This is a genomic window from Serratia sp. UGAL515B_01 (assembly GCF_033095805.1).
GTDB lineage: Bacteria > Pseudomonadota > Gammaproteobacteria > Enterobacterales > Enterobacteriaceae > Chania.
Genome location: NZ_CP109901.1, coordinates 1,090,091 through 1,108,623, shown reverse-complemented (window position 1 = coordinate 1,108,623; position 18,533 = coordinate 1,090,091). Strand labels below are relative to the sequence as shown.

The following is an 18,533-nucleotide window of genomic DNA, read 5'->3' as shown; positions in this document are numbered from 1 at the left end:
CATGATTTTTCACAGTATTGTATTTCGGCATTGTTTTTGTGATATGTCCTTAACTGTCGGTAATGACCTCGCCGCCTCGAAAACGCGTTATCAAGGGGATAGACAGGAACTCTGTTCAAACATAACACCCGACCCGCTGGGCTGAGGAACCATTTGAGCGTGTATATTGCAGCGTCGCTGAAGAACACCGCCTAATTAACGTAGCCTTTCCAACGCCAGCGCCAAAGTCTCCACTTGGCCACTAACCACTAAGCAGCAGGCGACTTGTCGCGCAATAGAATCAGGGATCGCCACGTCTCCCGCTAGGCAACGCTCTATCCAACGTGCGGTGGTTTCAGCGTCTTTAGCCGTGGGTAACTCAAGCGTAACGTCCAACTGTTGCCGTTCCAGTAGGATCCGTTGTTGCCCCTCAGCAATAGCGTGGATCTGTGGACAACGCACAGGGTTAGCATACGCCTCCCCTTCGGTACCATGCATCAATAAACCGCGGGCCCCAATCTGGCAAAAAAACGAAGCAACGCGCCCCACATATTCTGGGTGGGAAACGCTGGCGATGCGTAATACATCACTATCACCAAACGGCGTAGCCAGCTTGGCAAGGGTATGAGCGCTGTTACGTACCCCCATTTTCCAGCGCAGATCGAGTTGAGCTTCCAAAGCAGATGAAAGTACAGACACGGGGATAAATACCGGCTGCCCATCCTCTAACCGCTGCTGAGCATGACAAGGATCCTCCGACCAGGGAATACCGAGCTCGCGGAAAATTTCTGCACTGGTCACCCGGGTAATGTCGTTTACTATGCCATGAACTACCACAGGTAACCCCACCCGAGCCAGCAACAGCGCCAGTAAAGGCGTCAGATTAGCCTGTTTGCGCGCGCCGTTGTAACTCGGCAACACTACCGGCATCGCTCGGCCCTGCGGCTTTTGCAGACGCATCACCTGCTGCTGCATTGCCTGGTAAAAACCCAGCATTTCGCTCTCGGCTTCTCCTTTGATACGTAGAGCAATCAAAATGCCCCCCAGTTCCAATGCAGGAACCTCATTGGCCAACATCGCCTGATAAAGCTGGAAAGCCGTTTGCTGATCCAGATTGCGAGCGTGTTGCTTACCACGACCTATTTCTTTAATAATTTTGCTGTAATCCATCGTTCGCTCCGCTGATTTTATTTACACCAAGCGTGTTTTATCCCCGACGCTGTTCAACTTCATCAGCTAACTTTTGTTGCTCGCTATCCCCTTGCCGCAGCCCGGCAATCACACCATCTACATCTTCGGTATTGCGGTTCTGGCTCATTTTCCATTTTCCCTCACACCGAGTCACCACAATTTCAATCCCGACAATTCCTTTCATCTGGGCAGCCATATAGCTTGCTGGGGCATCATCAATACACCATGGATCTGGCTGTTTGCTTTCCTGCAAAGCGGTCAGCCCAGACAACTGGCATCGCAGCCAAGATAGCTCTTGTATTATCTTCGGCATCCCCCACATCTGCACCACAGCATAATTCCATGTAGGTACCGCCTTACCATTTAAGCGCTTGGTTGCATACCAACTGGGCGAGATATAACCTTCGCTGCCTTGAAACACGACCAGACACTCCTGAACCGTTTGCAGCACTTGCCAATGTGGATTCGCTCGCGCTACATGGGCTCTAAGTGTGACCAAACCGTGCTCGTCGGTATCAATCAGAAAAGGAACAGGATCGGCGAGTAGGCCATGCTGCCCATAGCTGATGAGCATCCCCAATGGATTGGCCCGTACCAATGCCAATTGAGCATTCAGATCGTTTTCACGAAATGAGATAGGTTGATACATAGCGGTCAATATCCTTATCATAGAGGGGAATACAATATATACCCTTCATTCTTCAAGTTGTATGGGGGGTTGGCTTCGTCCATTCGCACCCGTCACATAGTGAGCTATGCTCCTGCCGACTTTCAGACTTGCCGCCTACATGCTACGGTAAATACCAAAACGTTATTCCTATATGGGCATAACACCGCCGTTCCGTTTTTCATTACCCTAAAAAACGGTAAGCCAGATCTATTCAAAACGGCAAATGAGACCTTTTTGGGTGAAGAAGACAAAGAATTAGTCGGTAAACTGGTGGTGAGTAATGACACCAAAGGTGTCGCTATTGCGCTATTCGATGGCTCAGGGAAAGAAGTGAATTTAAACCAGCCTACCGCCGCCACCGTTCTGGTTAAAGGAAACAATAAACTGGAATTCAGTGCTTATCTTCAAGGGCGCTCCTCCGCAATAAAAGAGCGGAAAATAGTCGAAGGGGAATTCGATGCAACGGTGAGCTTCCAAGTCAATTATCGCTAAAACATTTACCAGCCCACTATGGCTAACGGACGCGGTGGCGAGCAAAAGGATTTTTGCCTTTTTTCTCTTTCTTGGTGGCCGCAGCAGCAGATTTTAACGCTGCTTTATGGGCTTTATCCGCTTCAGGAACACTCCTACGTTCGATTGGGAATACCGGCAATGCGGCCAACAGCCGTGAGCCATAGCTTTTAGTCAACAAGCGCCTATCGTAAATCACAATCTCACCGTGGCACTCGTTACTGCGGATCAGACGGCCAACCTGTTGGATCAGATTAAACGAAGCACTCGGTAGGCTCTGCACTTCAAACGGGTGGCGTTTAAGCGACTTCAGCCATTCGCCTTCAGTGAGGATCACCGGGCTATCAATGGGCGGGAAAGCGATTTTGTGAATATGTACCTGAGTCAATAGTTCTCCTTTCAGATCCAGCCCTTCAGCAAACGACTGTAACCCTACCAAAACGCTGGCTGTTCCTTTCGCCACACGTTTACGGTGCTCCTCCACCAAGCGATAACGTGGCTGATCGCCCTGCACCAAAAGCATCAGGCGTAGATCGGTCACATAGCTGAGAAAAGTCTGCATCGCGCGGTGGCTACTGAATAGGATCAACATCCCTTTATGCTTACCACTAGCGTGTTCGCCACGGAAAAAACGTGCCATTTCCTCCAGATGCTCAGCCTCATTGGTTATCGCTGGCTCAAAACACATGTTAGGAATAACGATTTTCCCTTGCTCAACATGATTAAACGGCGAGGTCAGCGTTTCAAAACGATCGCCTGCCTTTTCACTCAGACCACTCATTTCCTGCAAACGCGAAAAACTGTTCAGCGAACGCAGTGTGGCAGAAGTGATCACCACGTGCGGCACTTTTTTCCACAGCATTTTTTCCAGCTGATCGCTAACGCGGATGCCTACACAGTGCAAATACAGGTGAGTAACATTATCGCGCAATTCACGCGCTACCCACTTGGAGATCGGCGCATTGGATGATTTATCCATCGCCGCCAACCGCCATAACTTGCTCATTGCCTCCAAATATCCCTGTGTGCGGTTCATCTGAATAATGCTGCGGTGCAGCCGCACAATATCGTGTTTGCCGGTTTGTTCAGTGAGATCGTTAAGGATGAATTCGGCCAGGCCGCGCAAGGCATCCGTCAGTTTGAACAGGCGCGCGCAAACCTCTACCATTTCCGTTGGCAGTTCACCCATTTCGAAGCGATATTCAGCATTGCTGCTATCCGGCGGCAGGTAGGCACTGGCCTGCTGCTCAAAAGCCTGGCTCAGTTCACGTAATTCTTCACAGTGGTTTTTCAACCGTTCGCTGTTCGCCAGGCCCGGCGGGCTCTTTGGCCGATACTGGGTCATGCAGTGCTCCACCTGACGCGCGATCATATCGAGCTGCAGGCTGGTCCACAACGCGGTGATCTCACCGTCAATTTCCAACGCGTCCCGCGCCACTTCCGGTAGATGGTGGCCCTCATCCAGAACCAGCAACAGGTCTTTCGGGTTTGGCAAAACCGATTCGCTCTCTAACGCCGCCATCACTAACGCATGATTAGCCACCACCACGTCAGCAGTTTCAATTTCTTTACGTGCGATATAAAACGGACATTCACGAATATAATAGCAATTTCGCCCCAGGCAGTTAGCCTTGTCGGTACTCAGCTTGGCCCAGAGAGGATCGTCGATCGATTGCTGATAGTGATCGCGTAAGCCATCCCATTCGTAACGACTGAGCGCTTTCGAAAGTTTTTGGCATAACGCCTGCTCCTCACCGCTAGAAGGAGCAAGCTCTTCTTCATCCAGATACAGCATCAAGTCGCCCTGCTCAGCCACATCGGTACTCATTGCCGCCAGATTACGCGGGCAAACATAACGCCCACGGCCAAACGCACCAGTGAATTTCAGGTCGGGGGTAATCTTTTGCAGCAACGGTAAATCTTTACTGTAGATCTGATCTTGGAGTGCTACGTTGGCGGTACTGACAACCAGTGGTTTGCTCTCTGCTCGCCCCACAGCAATCCCAGGGATAAGATAGGAGAGGGTTTTGCCCACGCCAGTGGGTGCCTCGATTGCCAAATGACGCGGGTAATCTCCGGCGAGCGTTTTAGCTACCTCAGCAATCATCTGCCGCTGGGGAGCTCGGGAAATAAAATCCGGTATTTGCTGTTGCAGGGCTTTGTACCACTGGCCAATTTGATCTTTAACTGCGGAGGAGAGCGCCATTCAACTCTTATCTAAACGAAATGATGGCGCTATTGTCCCACAGACTGCCAACGACGTCAGCTTGAGTTACCCTTGACTTATCTATCATGCGACCACTCCCGCACTGCATTTGTGTTCTTACAGCTGTCTTCCCCCCTCTTTTCGCGAGAATTTTCATCATTTGCTACAAAAACCAATATTCCGTCATAAATGCATCACGCAACTAAGGTAAAAAAATCGCGTTGCTATACCTTAGTGAACTTGGGTTGCAGGTAGGCGGCAATTGAGCTGCTGAAACGGCAAATCGGTCGGGAACCGATTTGAATGTCGTAAAGCTACTTACCCAGTGGGCGGGTTCACCGACAGGCCGAATAACGCAGCCATACTAATGATGATCAGTGTCTTTCAATCGTATAAAACAGGGAAAATCATGAAACGTAATCTTCTTGCCGTTATTATTCCGGCGCTTTTAATGACCCAGGCTGGGCAGGCAGCAGAAATCTACAATAAAGACGGTAATAAGCTTGATTTTTATGGTCGCTTAAAAGCACTACATTATTTTTCTGATAATGATGGTAACGATGGCGATAAAACTTATGCACGTATCGGTTTCAAAGGGGCAACCCAGATCAGTGATACACTCACTGGCTATGGCCAGTGGGAATATCAAATCGCCGCAAACCATACAGAATCGGACGGCACTAGAGACACCAGAACCCGTCTTGGTTTTGCTGGTTTAAAAATGAAAGATTTAGGTTCATTCGATTACGGACGCAACTACGGTATCATTTATGATGTCGGTGCATGGACAGATATGTTGCCAGAATTTGGTGATGACACCTTCATCAAAACCGACAATTTCATGACAGGCCGTGCGACCGGTGTAGCGACCTACCGTAACAACGATTTCTTCGGTATGGTTGATGGCCTGAAGTTCGCCTTACAGTACCAGGGTAAAAATGAATACGAGGGCCGCTCAGTCAGCAGAGCCAACGGTGATGGTTTTGGTCTGTCTTCCAGCTACCAACTCATCGATGGAGTCAGTGTTACGGCAGCTTATGCGTCTTCTAACCGCACCAAAGCACAGAAAGAAAGTACTTTTGGCCAAGGTGACAAAGCTGAAGTATGGGCAACGGGTATCAAATACGATGCCAACAATGTCTATCTTGCCACCACGTTTGCAGAAACTCGCAACCTGACAGCAATTTCAGGTAAAGCCGCTATTAATAATGTCCCTACTTCCGTAAGCGGTTTCGCTAATAAAACCCAAAACGTGGAAGTAGTTGCTCAATATCTGTTCGATTTTGGCCTAACACCTTCATTAGCTTACGTTCAGTCTAAAGCCAAAGATATTGAAAACGTTGGTGATGCAGACCTGGTTAAATACTTTGATATCGGTGCTTATTACTTATTCAACAAGAATATGTCAGCCTATGTCGATTATAAGATCAATCGTCTGGGCGACGACAACAAACTAGGTCTAAATAACGATAACGTTGTTGCCGTCGCCTTGACCTATCAGTTCTGATTTAAGATGTGACACATACCACTACAATATATTATAGCTTCGGCTATTCCTTAGCCTTTTTGCTGGGCTGCCAAGCCCAGCTTTTTCACTCTCATTTCTACCCAGACAGATTAGGCCTGTATTACAATACGACGCGCATCAGGATAAACATCAACATGCTTAGCACGACGACCGCCAGCATATTGCGCAGGAAAAAAGCCAGGACGATGGCAAATAGCGCTCCAAATAGGTAAGGGTTTTCGGCAACAGGGCGCCACTCATCGGCACTAAATGCAATAATTGGCCCACAGATAGCGGTCAATACCGCCGGCACTGAGAAACTCAGCAGAGTTCTAATCCGTGGTGACAAACGCACTGGCAGCTTGGGTGCCAGAAAACAGTAGCGGTTGAAAAAGACGATCGCTCCCATTAGCACAATGGTCAACCAGATCATTCTTTTCTCCTACTGCAGAGCAATCCAACCAGCATCGCCACCATTGTAGTGACAATCAACGCGCCAGGTACCTGATAATGATGTAGGCCAATAGACAGTACCAGTGCAGTCAACACGCAGGCCAGAACGGGCAGATTACGAACCAGAGGCACTACGATCGCAATAAAGGTGGCTGCAATGGAAAAATCGAGCCCATAACTATCGAGATCGCTGACGCTGCTGGCAGCCAATATGCCAAGCAAGGTAGCCAGGAACCAGCACAGATAAAATGCCAGCCCAGCGCCTAACGCATACCAGCGGTTGAAACGCGCTGGGCTGTGATCTCCCGTCAGAGCAAACAGTTCGTCAGTCAGCAGAAATGCCAGCAAAATACGCCACCTCAAAGGTAGCGGCGCAATACATTCCCGCAAGCGCAAGCCGTAAAGGAAGTGTTGAGCAGTAACAAAAAAAGTCGATACCAGAATTGCCAGTAAGCCTGCACCCGACTTGATCATGCCCATGGCGACCAATTGTGACGCACCAGCAAAAACAATCGCCGACATCCCCAAACCTTCAGCCGCCGTCAGGCCACTATCAATTGCCATTGACCCCGCTAGAATGCCCCAAGGTAATACTGCCAGGCACAGTGGCAAGATCGCCATCGCACCTTGCAAGGCTGGGCGCAAGCGCAGCATTGACGCTTCCTCAAGTGTTGATTGGTAAGTCAAAAAAGTTCACTCCCTTGATCTATAAACTGATTCTATGCCTTGCGCAGAATGTCTATACGATGATGTTCACGCCAAAGAAATTATCAATGTGTGGAATAATCATTAATAGCATATTGTTTAAATCCATTGAAGCGTTAGGCAATGGCACCCTCACCCTCTTATTATCAGGGCCACAACAGCCTAGCACTGCGTTAATACTCGATTATCCCAACTCTCTGGCCGCTATCGCCCTACTGTTCAGCAAGGGGAAACGGCAAGCACCAAGAATAACCTGTAGGCTACGCTTGATTCACTCTCAGCTATCATCGCCAGTGATGTTTATCGTCTTGTATTCAGAGAAATGATATTGAGTTGAGTGTTATATTACGTTAATTTTCACAAGTGATATCTTGGAATAAAATAAGGCTGAGGTAGTGCAATATGTCAAAAATTAACGTGGAAAATGGAGAGTACGCAGCACGCTCGGTGAGTGAACGGCTGCTGACGCTATTAAAAACCCACGGTCCTCAGCAAGCCTCTGAAGCCGGAAAAATCCTTGGCACCACAGGGGAGGCGGCCCGTCAGCAATTCGTTAAACTGGCAAAGGAAGGCTTAGTGGAAGCCAAAGCCGAGACGCGTGGTGTGGGTCGCCCGGTACAACTTTGGCAATTGACCCCTGCCGGTCACGCTCACTTTCCAGATGCACATGCCGAATTAACAACGCAGCTGCTACGTACGGTACGCGACAAGCTGGGTGAGCAAGCGATAGATGTGCTGATTGACTGCCGCGAACAAGAAACTCTCATCAACTATAAGCAAGCGATGATAGGTGCAGCCGATCTGCGTGAGCGCGTCTCTCGTCTGGCGGCCATTCGTTGCAGTGAAGGGTATATGGCAGAATGGAGTGAGCTGAAAAATGGCGAATTTCTCCTGGTAGAGAACCACTGCCCAATCTGTTCCGCTGCGACCGTCTGCCAAGGATTTTGCCGCTCTGAACTGCGCGTATTTACTGAAGTGTTACAAGCGCGGGTAGAGCGTCTTGAACATGCTTTAGCGGGTTCCCGCCGCTGTACATTCCGTATTTTAATGGCGTAACTCCTTTTTCTAAAGTTGTACAAGAAAAAATTCTTGTACAACTTACTATTCACCGACTAAGGTTAACTCACTAGGTGGTCCAGGCAGGATTTGAGGAATGTCGTTATACACTATTGGTGAAGTTGCAGAGCTTTGTACAATTAGTCCCGCCACATTACGCGCATGGCAACGCCGTTATGGCTTGCTGAAACCACAACGCAGTGAGGGCGGACACCGCCAGTTCAATGAACAGGATGTCGCCCGTATTAATACCATTCTTCATTGGATAGAGCGCGGTGTACCCGTTAGCCAGATCAAACCCTTGCTGGATGATACTCCGTCAGTTGAGCACGACGTCAACTGGGCAACACTGCAACAGCAGTTGCTGGCTCTGCTACACATCCCAGCGCCGGCTAAATTACGCAGTCGTCTGTTTGAAAAAGGCCGTGAATATCCGCCACAGATATTTATCAACCATATTTTGCGTCCGTTACGTATGCAGCTATCGGGTCCGCATGAAATGCTTTTGGCGCTGCGCACTCTGCTGGACGGCATCATCATCGAATACGCCACATTTTGCATGAACAGCGCACGTAAAAAAACCGGAAAGACCGCGCTACTCATGGGGTGGGGGAAAACCGAGCCCATTGAACTTTGGATGGCTGCCATCGTAACGGCAAAAGCAGGACTGCACCTCGATATTCTGCCACAACCGCTTGAGCATCCACCGCTGAACCTGTTCAAGGCCGATCGTTACTTTATTGCTACCGAAGGACCGCTTAATACTTACCGACGCAAACAACTGGCAGCATGGCGTCTGGCTGGCATGGATATCACCCTGATTGGCAGTACTGCTTTATTGGTAGAAAATGGGGGGCACATTGATGGAAACGTCTGAAACGTTGATGGCGCGTTTTTCACAGCTTTATAACTCTCTTGATAACGCCATACTGGATTCATTGCATGAGGTTTATCACTGCCAAGTTCAGTTTATTGACCCAGTAGGAGAACATCGAGGCTTAAAAGCCCTAGATGGTTATTTTCGCCAGTTACTCACCAACGTCGATTACTGCCATTTTTTCATAACCGATTGTCAATATGATGCAAATCAGGCGGTGGTTTGTTGGCAAATGAAGTATGCCCACCCGCGCCTGCAACGAGGACGTGAACTCATGCTTGAAGGTATCAGCCGGTTACGTTTTGCCGACCAGAGGATTATCTATCAACGCGACTATTACGACCTTGGTGCCATGCTTTACGAGCACATCCCGTTACTTCAACAAATAATCTTGGGCATAAAGCGGAGGATGCGATAATGCAGCGTGTACTGATCACCGGCGCCAGCTCAGGCATTGGGCAGCAGTTGGCCTTAGATTATGCCGCACAAGGTTGGCAGGTTATTGCCTGCGGCCGCAATGAAACTCGACTGGCCGCCCTGCGCGATCAAAACTCAGCAATCACCCCCCTCAGCTTCGATGTTACCGATCTAGCCACCACACGGGCAGCGTTAGCACCCTACACGGCGGAACTGGTGATCCTCTGCGCGGGAACCTGTGAATATCTTAACGATGGCGTCGTAGATGCAGAATTAGTCGCACGCGTGTTGAGTACCAATTTTATAGGGCCTATTAATTGCCTTGATGCCCTGTTACCACAACTGAAGGCCGGGGCACGAGTTGCATTGGTTGGTTCAACCGCCAGCCTGGTTCCCCTACCACGGGCTGAAGCCTACGGAGCCTCAAAAGCCGCTTTGGCCTATTTTGCTCGCAGTCTAGCGGTGGATTTGGCAAAGCGTGAGATCGGCATTTCCCTGGTATTACCCGGCTTCGTTGCTACTCCGCTGACGGACCGTAACGACTTCGCTATGCCGATGATCATCACCACTGAACAAGCATCAACTTATATCCGCCAAGGCCTGGCTAAAGGCCGTGCCGAGATCGCTTTTCCACCGGTGTTCGCGGCTTTGTTACGGATGACAGCAATATTGCCACAAGCGCTACAACGCTGGTTGGCAAAACGTATGGTGAGGTAAAACAATGAATATTGCCATTATTGGCAGTGGGATCTCAGGCCTGACTTGCGCCTGGAAACTGGCGCCAACACATCAGGTTACACTATTTGAAGCCAATGATTATCCCGGTGGCCATACTGCAACCGTCGATGTGACGCTGGAAGGACAGCACTACGCGATCGACACCGGTTTTATCGTCTATAACGAACGGACTTACCCTAACTTTATCGCCTTACTGGATGAACTGGGTATCAGCGGCCAACCAACAGAAATGAGCTTCTCCGTTACCCATCCCAGCAGCGGATTAGAGTACAACGGCCATACGCTCAATACTTTGTTTGCTCAACGTCGAAACTTGCTCAACCCACGTTTCTATCGTTTTTTGCTGGAAATTTTACGCTTCAATCGCCAATGTAAAAAGCGCCTCAGCGAAGGGAGTATTGGCACAGAAACATTGAATGATTTCCTGCACCAGAACGCTTTTTCGAACTATTTTGCCCAGCACTATCTACTGCCTATGGGCGCGGCGATCTGGTCCTCTTCGATGGCGGATATGCGCCAGTTTCCTTTGGTGTTATTCCTGCGCTTTTTTGACCATCATGGCCTGCTTGATATCACCAACCGTCCACAATGGTTTGTCGTGCCCGGTGGTTCTCGCGAATATATACGCCGCATGCTGGCAGTATTAGCAGGCAAATTTACATTGCATCTGAATACCCCTGTCCTACGCGTTGAGCGCCACACAGACCATAGCGTGGTTCACAGTTCCTTGGGTGAACAGCGTTTCGATCAAATCATCTTTGCCTGTCACGCCGACCAGGCTTTGCATTTATTATCTGATGCAAGTCCGCTGGAGCAGCAAATTTTGAGCCAACTGCCTTACCAGGCCAACGAAGTGGTACTGCATACCGATACGCAGTTATTACCACGCCAACGCCGCGCCTGGGCCAGTTGGAACTATCTGTTACCTACCAATGATGGACTCGCAGAGACTCTGCGCGCCAGCGTAACCTACAATATGAACATTCTGCAGGGATTGCAGGCACCACATACCTTCTGCGTTACCCTCAACCCGCAGCAACCAGTTAATCCGACGCAGATCCTGCGCCAGTTCACCTATCATCATCCGGTATTCAATCAGGCCAGTGCGCAAGCTCAGCAACAGCGTTCACTGATCAATGGCCAACAGAATACCTGGTTCTGTGGCGCTTATTGGTACCATGGTTTTCACGAGGATGGCGTTCGAAGTGCGCTTGATGTTACCCAGGCTCTGTTACAGGCACAACCCGTATGAACAGTGCATTGTATGTAGGCAACGTCCGTCACCGACGCTTTACCCCAGTATTGCACAGTTTCGATTACCGCATTTTCATGCCGCTGATCGATCTCGATGAGCTGGATAAACTCCCTGCACAGGGTATTGCGCTTGAACGCTTTGCCTCAGCATCCTTTTACCGCCGTGATTATCTTGGCGGCGGTGATATAAAAACCAAGGCCCAGGAACGCATTGCCGAACTGACCGGTGAAAAGCTGAATGGCCGGGTGATGTTGCTATGCCAGTTACGCTACCTGGGTTGTTACTTTAATCCGGTCAATTTTTACTATCTGTATAACGATAACGATGAACTACGCTGGTTGCTGGCTGAGGTGCGTAATACGCCGTGGAATGAGCGCCATACCTATGCGGTAAAACCCGATGGAACACTCCCCGTAGATAAACAATTCCACGTTTCGCCGTTCAACCCGATGGATATGACCTATCACTGGCGGCTTTCAGCCCCGGCACGTCGCCTACGGGTTCATATAGAGAACCATCGTAATGCACGCGAATTCGACGCAACATTACTGCTCTACCGGCAGCCTCTGACACGGGGCACACTGCGCAACCAGTTGTGGCGTTTGCCATTAATGACGCTCAAAACAGCCGTCGCCATCTACTGGCAAGCGCTTAAACTATGGCTAAAACGTACACCTATCTACCCTCACCCCGCCACCGGCGGCAAGGATAAACTATGAGTTCCCCGGAATATTCCCTGTGCAACAGCGCAACCATTTCCGGCCGTAACAAGAGCGCGCGCCACATTATCTTCACCCTTTTGCAGCAGTTACAAGGCGGGGGGTTAATCTTGCGCGAGCCAGGTATCGGCGAAACACGCTTTGGTGATGCCGAGGCCCCTTTACAAGCAGAAGTGGATATTTTTGATTTTCGCACTTATCGCCGAGTGCTGCTGGGTGGCAGTATCGCCGCTGGAGAAAGTTACATTGACGGTGACTGGAGCAGCCCGGACCTGACCGGTGTGTTACAACTGCTCGCTAACAATATGCAGTTAGTTGATAAGCTGGAAGCACGTCTCAGTTGGATCACTGCCCCCTGGCATGGGTTGGTCCATCTATGGCGTAGTAACAGTCAGCGTCAGGCACGGCGTAACATTGCGGCACACTACGATCTGGGTAACGGTTTTTACCAACAGTTTCTCGATCGCGATATGCTTTACTCCAGTGCATTATTTAGTGAAACAGGCCTGACGCTGGAACAGGCGCAACAGGCCAAAATGCGCCGTCTGTGCGATCAGTTGGAACTGAAACCTAGCGATCATCTGCTGGAGATTGGTACTGGCTGGGGAGCACTGGCAGAGTTTGCTGCTCGCGAATACGGTTGCCGAGTCACCACAACCACCATCTCCCAGGCACAATTCGATTACGCTAACCAACGTATCAAACAGGCCGGGTTAACCGATCGCGTGACACTGTTGCTTGAAGATTATCGCCAGCTCACAGGCCAATACGACAAGCTGATATCAGTCGAAATGATTGAGGCCGTTGGCAAACGCTTTTTGCCGGTGTTTATCAAACGCTGTGAACAGTTGCTTAAACCCAAAGGAAAAATGGTGTTGCAAGCCATTACCATAAGCGATCAGCGTTACCAGCAATATAGCCGCAATGTGGATTTTATTCAGCGCTATGTATTCCCAGGTGGTTTCTTACCTTCCATCACAGCCCTATGCAATACGTTGACCCGTCATAGCGATATGGTGATGTGCGATCTGTTCGATATAGGCCGCGACTATGCACGTACATTGCAGGAATGGCGGCAACGTTTTGAACATCATTGGCCTACCTTACACAGCCAGGGATTTGATGAACGCTTCCAACGTTTGTGGCGCTTTTACCTTTGTTACTGCGAAGCCGGATTCTTAGCACGCTCGATCAGCACCGTTCAGTTAAGTGCTGAACGTCGATAACCGATATAGAGGCTCCCGATGAAAATACTGTTAACACTTTTGCTTTGCTTGAGCAGCCTGAACGCGCTAGCAGATAATTGGGTAAGTTGGCCAACGGTAGGCAGCGCCACTCTGCGCTGGGGGCCTTTCGACGTCTATTTTTCTGTGTTACGTACCCCTGCAGGACGTTATGAGGCTAATCAATGGCCACAGGCCTTAACCATTAACTATCAGCGTGATATTGCCGCAACAGATCTGGTGAAAGCAACGCAAGAGCAGTGGCAAGCGATGAAATTAGCCGTTCCTGCGGAGCAACAGCAGCGTTGGCTAGCACAATTGTCTGCCCTTTGGCCCTCCGTAACCAAGGGTAGCCAACTTACCTTTGTCGGCGATAACAAGGGGGGGCTCTTCTATTACCGGTCACAACCAGGTCAACCTGTCCGACCGATTGGCGAACGTTTTGACAGTGATTTTCGCGATGCTTTTCTCGCCATATGGCTGTCACCTGCGACGCAATATCCTGCCTTACGGCAACAATTGACTGGAGGCTCTTTATGAATATCAAACGTCTGCTTATGGTCTTGCTATTCTTGCTGGCAGGCTGTAGTGCAGATATTAATGACTATCGGGCTGAAAAACCCACATTTGATCTTTTCGGCTATTTCAGCGGCGAAACTCGCGCCTGGGGTATGGTGCAGGATTACCAGAATAAACAAATTCGACGTTTTGAGGTCGTTATTCAAGGAGATGTCGTCGGCGATACCCTGACGCTACATGAAAAATTTGTTTATAACGATGGTGAGCGGCAAACTCGCACCTGGCGTATCACCAGAAACCCTGATGGCAGCTATCAAGGTACTGCGGGGGATATTATTGGCGTAGCCCATGGAAACACAGAGGGGAACGCATTCAACTGGCGCTATGATATGGAAGTAAAAACAGATAATGGTGCGGTAAAATTGCACTTTGATGATTGGTTGTATCGCCAAGACGAAACTCATCTGTTCAACCAAACCTCGTTACGCAAGTTTGGTTTGGAAGTGGCCAAGGTTACGCTATTTTTTGCCAAGACGCCCCAAACACCGTAACGCTGGCAAGTAATTTCGGTCTGGCATTGCTAGGCTGTGTCCCTTAACTGTACGCGAGCGCCGCTGGCGGTAATTTACGCGCAGAGCAAGGCGTGAGCCGCGAGGTTGGATGGGCCAAATAAGCGGCGAACAACGCAGCAATGCACGCCAATAGCGCCAGCCCGTAGGGTCGTGCCCCAAAAGCCCATTCTCTGCGTTGTCCGGCTTCAAGTTAAAGCAGCCTATCCAGCTGTTGAACAGGCTGCAACACAAAAGACAAAAACAAGTGAGATACAGAATCATTATAAAAGAATGGGTTTAGACACGCTATTTTTGACTCGTCAGGACTACATTAATGACATGCTGTATAACCAAATACGCCTTAAATTAAGAGCTGTGCTGGATAGCTGAGAGCAACGTCATCATATAGTGACACACCAGGCAATACCACGAATGTCGTCGCATAGATACTCAAGGGTAACAGAGCGACGACACATAATTTTTGGTCGTTTTAGCCTCTGTGTCACATTTCAGAGAATGACAGAGAACGGAAACAGCACCCCAGAGCCGGTAGATGCCTTCCGAGAAGTACAGAGAACGGAAAGGACGATCCCACTACAGGAAGAACAGGATCGCCACTCGGACAACCTCACGTTTAAGACACACCCTATTCCCGCAATATCCCCAGCAGCACAAAACGGTATCCTCCTTCAGACCGCGACTGTCCAAGTACAAAATTAAATTCATTCTAAAAAGACGATATCACTTAAATGATGGTGAAATTAGGAGTATGTGATCACCGCCATCGCAAACAGCAGTATTTAGAATAGGGTATACTCGACAGAGTTAAGAGGCCTATCGTTAATAGCACAAGTCGGCAATTAACTTTATTTTAGGAGCAACAAATTTTGTGCGCGTACAGAGTAAATATCTACCTTGGAGAAAATGATGCAATCTGACACAATTATTCGCAATTATGTACCTTATCCAAACCATCCTGGAGACAAAGGACAATACTTTATCGATATAAACTCAATAACAAAAGACATGAATGACCATATAACGCTTATATCAAAACGCGTCGGCATAGACTATACGGGATATACCTTAATTCAAATCGACTGTCACGCTAAAAGGTACAAAGAGTTGGGGTATAGTGAGATAGATGAGGAGTCGGTAACGTTACACAAAGATGAACCATCCCAAGAATGGGTCGACCTTGTTGTTGGTTCGAGTAAACATAACTTGGTTGAGTTTGTATGTGATAACTACGCATAGACAGTCGTCAATATTGGCCTTTTCGACTTTAAAAAAGAACGAAGAGGCCAGATTTTGACTGGCTGGCAACAAGTGATCGTATCTTAGTCTGATATAACACCATTCAGTCTTCACTCAGTAGTTCCTGGCCAGGGAGAATACCTTCCGAGAATCACAGAGAACGGAAACCCGTTACTAGCCACACAGACACTTGCCGAGAAAGACGCCAAGCGGAAAGGGCATGTTACTTGACGATGCCTTACTTAATGCGACACAACCCGATAAGATCATCGGCGGGTATCTGACTATTCATCACTATCAATAAATCTGCGTCACGACCGAAAAACGGATAGATTAAAAGAACGCCGAATATCACAGTGATGAGCAAAAAAAACACACAACGATAAAAACGTCCAACAAACCCTCGTTTGTTGGACGTTGCTCAAGAGGCACTTATCAGAAAGTGCATGAGATTAAAGCAGCTTGAACTTTTCTAGCGTCGCTTTTACTTCCTTTCTTAATCCAGCCTCGTCTAGCTCATAACTGGCACGATCGGAGTCAGGATTATAAATTTCGGCCACCATAAATAACTCCTCACCGCAATTCAAAGTATTTTTATCCTGATCTTTAACTCCGTATAACTCCCTTCTTACAGCGCATATATCTTCAGAAAACTGAAGGGCCGTTACTTTTGAATTCAAAAAAGCTTTAGCTAATTCAATTATTGCCATCTTGTTCATAGATCACCTGTCTCCAAATAAATTCTACCATTATCTGCGTCAGGATTTATTTTCCATCCTGATAAGAATTGCTCATCAGCCTTAAGAATCACAACATTCATTGTCTTCGGATTAAAATACACTTTAGAACCTTTTTCCCGTCGGTATGTGCCTCTCTCAACGGTTCCCGTATCTGCCAAATGAGCTTCAATGGCATCACGATACTTAGTCAGAGTTTCACGGTTTTTCTTCGTGTCATTGATACCAAAATCGATGGCATGCTTAAACTTCTTATCCAATTGTTTACGGGTAAAACGCCCCGAGTCAAGCGGTTCACTCAACATCACATAAATCGGCTCAACACCGCTTCCTGTGGCGTCAGGCTGCCAGTAGATAAAATCCCGAATATCTTTGAGATCATCTGCCGGATAGGTGGTTGTCACTATGCTGGCAACCTGCTTTATTTCAGTGCCTGTATGTACAGGCGTCACCGGAGCCGGTGAGCTGTTCCCTGTATGGGATGGCGCTGCTGGCCCAGTTGGAACCGGGTTAACCAGAATAGTACGTGCCGGAACCCCACCGACTGCTGGCAACGTGATTTTATCCAGCCCGGTTTGTTCATCACGAACCGCCCTCAGCACCGGAACGTTCTCAGAAACACCGTTTACGCCCGTTTTAATCAGACTGACATACTGGCGGCCATTCACCGTGACCAGTAAACCACGCACGGGCAAATCAACCGAGGTCATCTCAGGCTGAATATTGACTTTGCCAGCGGCAAACAGTTGTGCCTGAGCAGCAAACATTTCAATGTCACGACCAGGCACCTGGTCACTGCCTTCACCGGCTTTTTTTGGATAGAATCCTACCACAAGAGCAGCAACTGTTGACCCAACCGTGCTCACCGTGGCTATCCGACTTAACTCTATGGCGCCTCGCCATAAAGCCCCGGAGATCGAACCTGCGAGGTCGCTGGCTGTAGTCAGAACTCCATTAGCTGCAGTTGACAATTGCAACATGCCCGAGGCACGATTCAGTATCATTCTTCCCGCAGAAGTCAAGGCAGCCTGAGCCGATTCAACCATCGCCGACGTATAGATTGGCGTAGGATTCACACCCGCTACCAGCATCAGTGCTGCGAGTTTCGCTCGTGCCTCTGCTTCAGCTTTTGCTATCACCTCCGCTGCGGCACTGGCTTCTCTTTCAAATTTTACTTGATTAATTATTGCCGTCAGCGTGTTTGATTTTGATACGACATCATTAATAATGACGACAATATTATCTAATGAAGCGAGTAGACGCTGTTTGGCATTAAACTCTTCTACTCGAGGTTTTACCGAGAGTTCTTCCCAATACTTGCGGGATATCGGATCCATAACCCTTGTCAATAAAAGGTCGTAATCAACAGGCGAAACATTAGTAAGACCTAATTTAGGGATGGCTTCTTTTAATGCTTTTTCAGCAGCATCATGTTTTTGAGTAACAAGATTTTCAGACACTTGAAGATCATTATTAGCGTCTTGTAAACCTTTAATCGCTGCATCAAGGAGGTTTCCAGCATTTGATACTCGGCTATCATTACCCGCTTGTGTATTAACAATCCCTTGTAAAGAGGCTATTGCCCGTCCAATGACCTGCGTTACCGGTTCAATGATATGTGTTCTTGCTGTAGCAATCTGCTCATCAAACATTTTTTGTAACTGGGTCAATTGGCTGTAATAGGTATATTGAGGCCCTTGCCCAGGAATATACTCGACGTTATATCGACCCTGTAAATGTACAGGTGTCACACTGAAGGGCAACACAGACACATACAGACCACCATTGGCGGGCGGTGATGAGGGAACCGTCCCTGTCGGTGGAGTTGGACCATTGGTAATAGTGATAATAACATGCCCAGTGGAATCATAGGGCATGCCATCCTTATAATAAGCAACAGGTGTCCTCATTACTTTATCCTTGTAATCAGAGCCATGTTTTCCTGATTTTAAATATTCAATAA

The 18,533-nt window shown here is 48.6% G+C and carries 18 protein-coding genes; 11 read left to right on the top strand and 7 right to left on the bottom strand.

Going from position 1 to position 18,533, the window contains the following annotated elements:
* Nucleotides 1-195 precede the first annotated feature (195 nt).
* Together ybiB and OK023_RS05210 are read right to left on the bottom strand one after the other, a co-directional pair.
* On the bottom strand, nt 196-1,149 hold the full coding sequence (ybiB, locus tag OK023_RS05215; protein WP_317695551.1) for a DNA-binding protein YbiB: 954 nt from the start codon (nt 1,147-1,149) through the stop codon (nt 196-198).
* A 37-nt stretch (nt 1,150-1,186) separates the two neighbouring features.
* A complete protein-coding gene (locus OK023_RS05210; RefSeq protein ID WP_317695549.1) occupies nt 1,187-1,819 on the bottom strand; it encodes an FMN-binding negative transcriptional regulator in 633 nt (210 codons plus the stop codon).
* A gap of 99 nt (nt 1,820-1,918) precedes the next feature.
* On the opposite strand from OK023_RS05210, the gene OK023_RS19155 reads away from it, so the two are divergent.
* The gene (locus OK023_RS19155) at nt 1,919-2,332 is read left to right on the top strand and encodes a fimbrial protein (protein WP_411569408.1); all 414 of its coding nucleotides are present in this window, start codon (nt 1,919-1,921) and stop codon (nt 2,330-2,332) included.
* Between the two features lie 22 nt (nt 2,333-2,354).
* On the opposite strand, the gene dinG is transcribed toward OK023_RS19155, so the two are convergent.
* The gene (gene dinG, locus OK023_RS05200; RefSeq protein WP_317695544.1) at nt 2,355-4,556 is read right to left on the bottom strand and encodes an ATP-dependent DNA helicase DinG; all 2,202 of its coding nucleotides are present in this window, start codon (nt 4,554-4,556) and stop codon (nt 2,355-2,357) included.
* A 409-nt stretch (nt 4,557-4,965) separates the two neighbouring features.
* Here dinG and ompC point away from each other — a divergent pair, with 409 nt between their 5' ends.
* On the top strand, nt 4,966-6,063 hold the full coding sequence (gene ompC, locus OK023_RS05195; RefSeq protein WP_317695541.1) for a porin OmpC: 1,098 nt from the start codon (nt 4,966-4,968) through the stop codon (nt 6,061-6,063).
* Nucleotides 6,064-6,184: 121 nt separating this feature from the next.
* Here ompC and OK023_RS05190 read toward each other — a convergent pair whose 3' ends face one another.
* Together OK023_RS05190 and OK023_RS05185 are read right to left on the bottom strand one after the other, a co-directional pair.
* On the bottom strand, nt 6,185-6,496 hold the full coding sequence (locus OK023_RS05190) for an AzlD domain-containing protein (protein ID WP_317695539.1): 312 nt from the start codon (nt 6,494-6,496) through the stop codon (nt 6,185-6,187).
* The gene (locus OK023_RS05185) at nt 6,493-7,203 is read right to left on the bottom strand and encodes an AzlC family ABC transporter permease (RefSeq protein ID WP_317695536.1); all 711 of its coding nucleotides are present in this window, start codon (nt 7,201-7,203) and stop codon (nt 6,493-6,495) included. Before OK023_RS05185 ends, OK023_RS05190 begins: the two co-directional genes overlap by 4 nt.
* 420 nt (nt 7,204-7,623) lie before the next feature.
* On the opposite strand from OK023_RS05185, the gene OK023_RS05180 reads away from it, so the two are divergent.
* The 9 genes from OK023_RS05180 to OK023_RS05140 all read left to right on the top strand — a co-directional run bounded on the left by OK023_RS05180 (nt 7,624) and on the right by OK023_RS05140 (nt 14,576).
* Nucleotides 7,624-8,277 (top strand): metalloregulator ArsR/SmtB family transcription factor, encoded by a 654-nt coding sequence (locus tag OK023_RS05180; protein ID WP_317695534.1) that lies wholly within the window; start codon nt 7,624-7,626, stop codon nt 8,275-8,277.
* 97 nt (nt 8,278-8,374) lie between these two features.
* On the top strand, nt 8,375-9,154 hold the full coding sequence (locus OK023_RS05175; RefSeq protein ID WP_317695532.1) for a MerR family transcriptional regulator: 780 nt from the start codon (nt 8,375-8,377) through the stop codon (nt 9,152-9,154).
* Nucleotides 9,141-9,572, top strand: coding sequence for a nuclear transport factor 2 family protein (locus OK023_RS05170; protein ID WP_317695530.1), 432 nt, complete (start codon nt 9,141-9,143; stop codon nt 9,570-9,572). Before OK023_RS05175 ends, OK023_RS05170 begins: the two co-directional genes overlap by 14 nt.
* Complete coding sequence (locus OK023_RS05165; protein ID WP_317695527.1) at nt 9,572-10,288, top strand: SDR family NAD(P)-dependent oxidoreductase; 717 nt, start codon at nt 9,572-9,574, stop codon at nt 10,286-10,288. The genes OK023_RS05170 and OK023_RS05165 overlap by 1 nt, the downstream gene beginning before the upstream one ends.
* 4 nt (nt 10,289-10,292) lie before the next feature.
* Nucleotides 10,293-11,561, top strand: coding sequence for an NAD(P)/FAD-dependent oxidoreductase (locus OK023_RS05160; protein WP_317695525.1), 1,269 nt, complete (start codon nt 10,293-10,295; stop codon nt 11,559-11,561).
* Nucleotides 11,558-12,283 carry a DUF1365 domain-containing protein gene (locus tag OK023_RS05155; protein WP_317695523.1) on the top strand — a complete coding sequence of 242 codons (726 nt, stop codon included), beginning with the start codon at nt 11,558-11,560 and terminating at the stop codon, nt 12,281-12,283. The genes OK023_RS05160 and OK023_RS05155 overlap by 4 nt, the downstream gene beginning before the upstream one ends.
* Nucleotides 12,280-13,509 (top strand): cyclopropane-fatty-acyl-phospholipid synthase family protein, encoded by a 1,230-nt coding sequence (locus OK023_RS05150; RefSeq protein WP_317695521.1) that lies wholly within the window; start codon nt 12,280-12,282, stop codon nt 13,507-13,509. Before OK023_RS05155 ends, OK023_RS05150 begins: the two co-directional genes overlap by 4 nt.
* Nucleotides 13,510-13,527: 18 nt before the next feature.
* Entirely contained in the window at nt 13,528-14,046 is a 519-nt protein-coding gene (locus tag OK023_RS05145) for a hypothetical protein (RefSeq protein WP_317695519.1), read from the top strand.
* Entirely contained in the window at nt 14,043-14,576 is a 534-nt protein-coding gene (locus OK023_RS05140) for a DUF3833 domain-containing protein (protein WP_317695517.1), read from the top strand. The genes OK023_RS05145 and OK023_RS05140 overlap by 4 nt, the downstream gene beginning before the upstream one ends.
* A 1,709-nt stretch (nt 14,577-16,285) precedes the next feature.
* Here OK023_RS05140 and OK023_RS05135 read toward each other — a convergent pair.
* Together OK023_RS05135 and OK023_RS05130 are read right to left on the bottom strand one after the other, a co-directional pair.
* A complete protein-coding gene (locus tag OK023_RS05135) occupies nt 16,286-16,552 on the bottom strand; it encodes a colicin immunity domain-containing protein (protein WP_317695515.1) in 267 nt (88 codons plus the stop codon).
* Entirely contained in the window at nt 16,549-18,342 is a 1,794-nt protein-coding gene (locus OK023_RS05130) for an S-type pyocin domain-containing protein (protein ID WP_317695513.1), read from the bottom strand. The genes OK023_RS05135 and OK023_RS05130 overlap by 4 nt, the downstream gene beginning before the upstream one ends.
* Between the last annotated feature and the right edge of the window lie 191 nt (nt 18,343-18,533).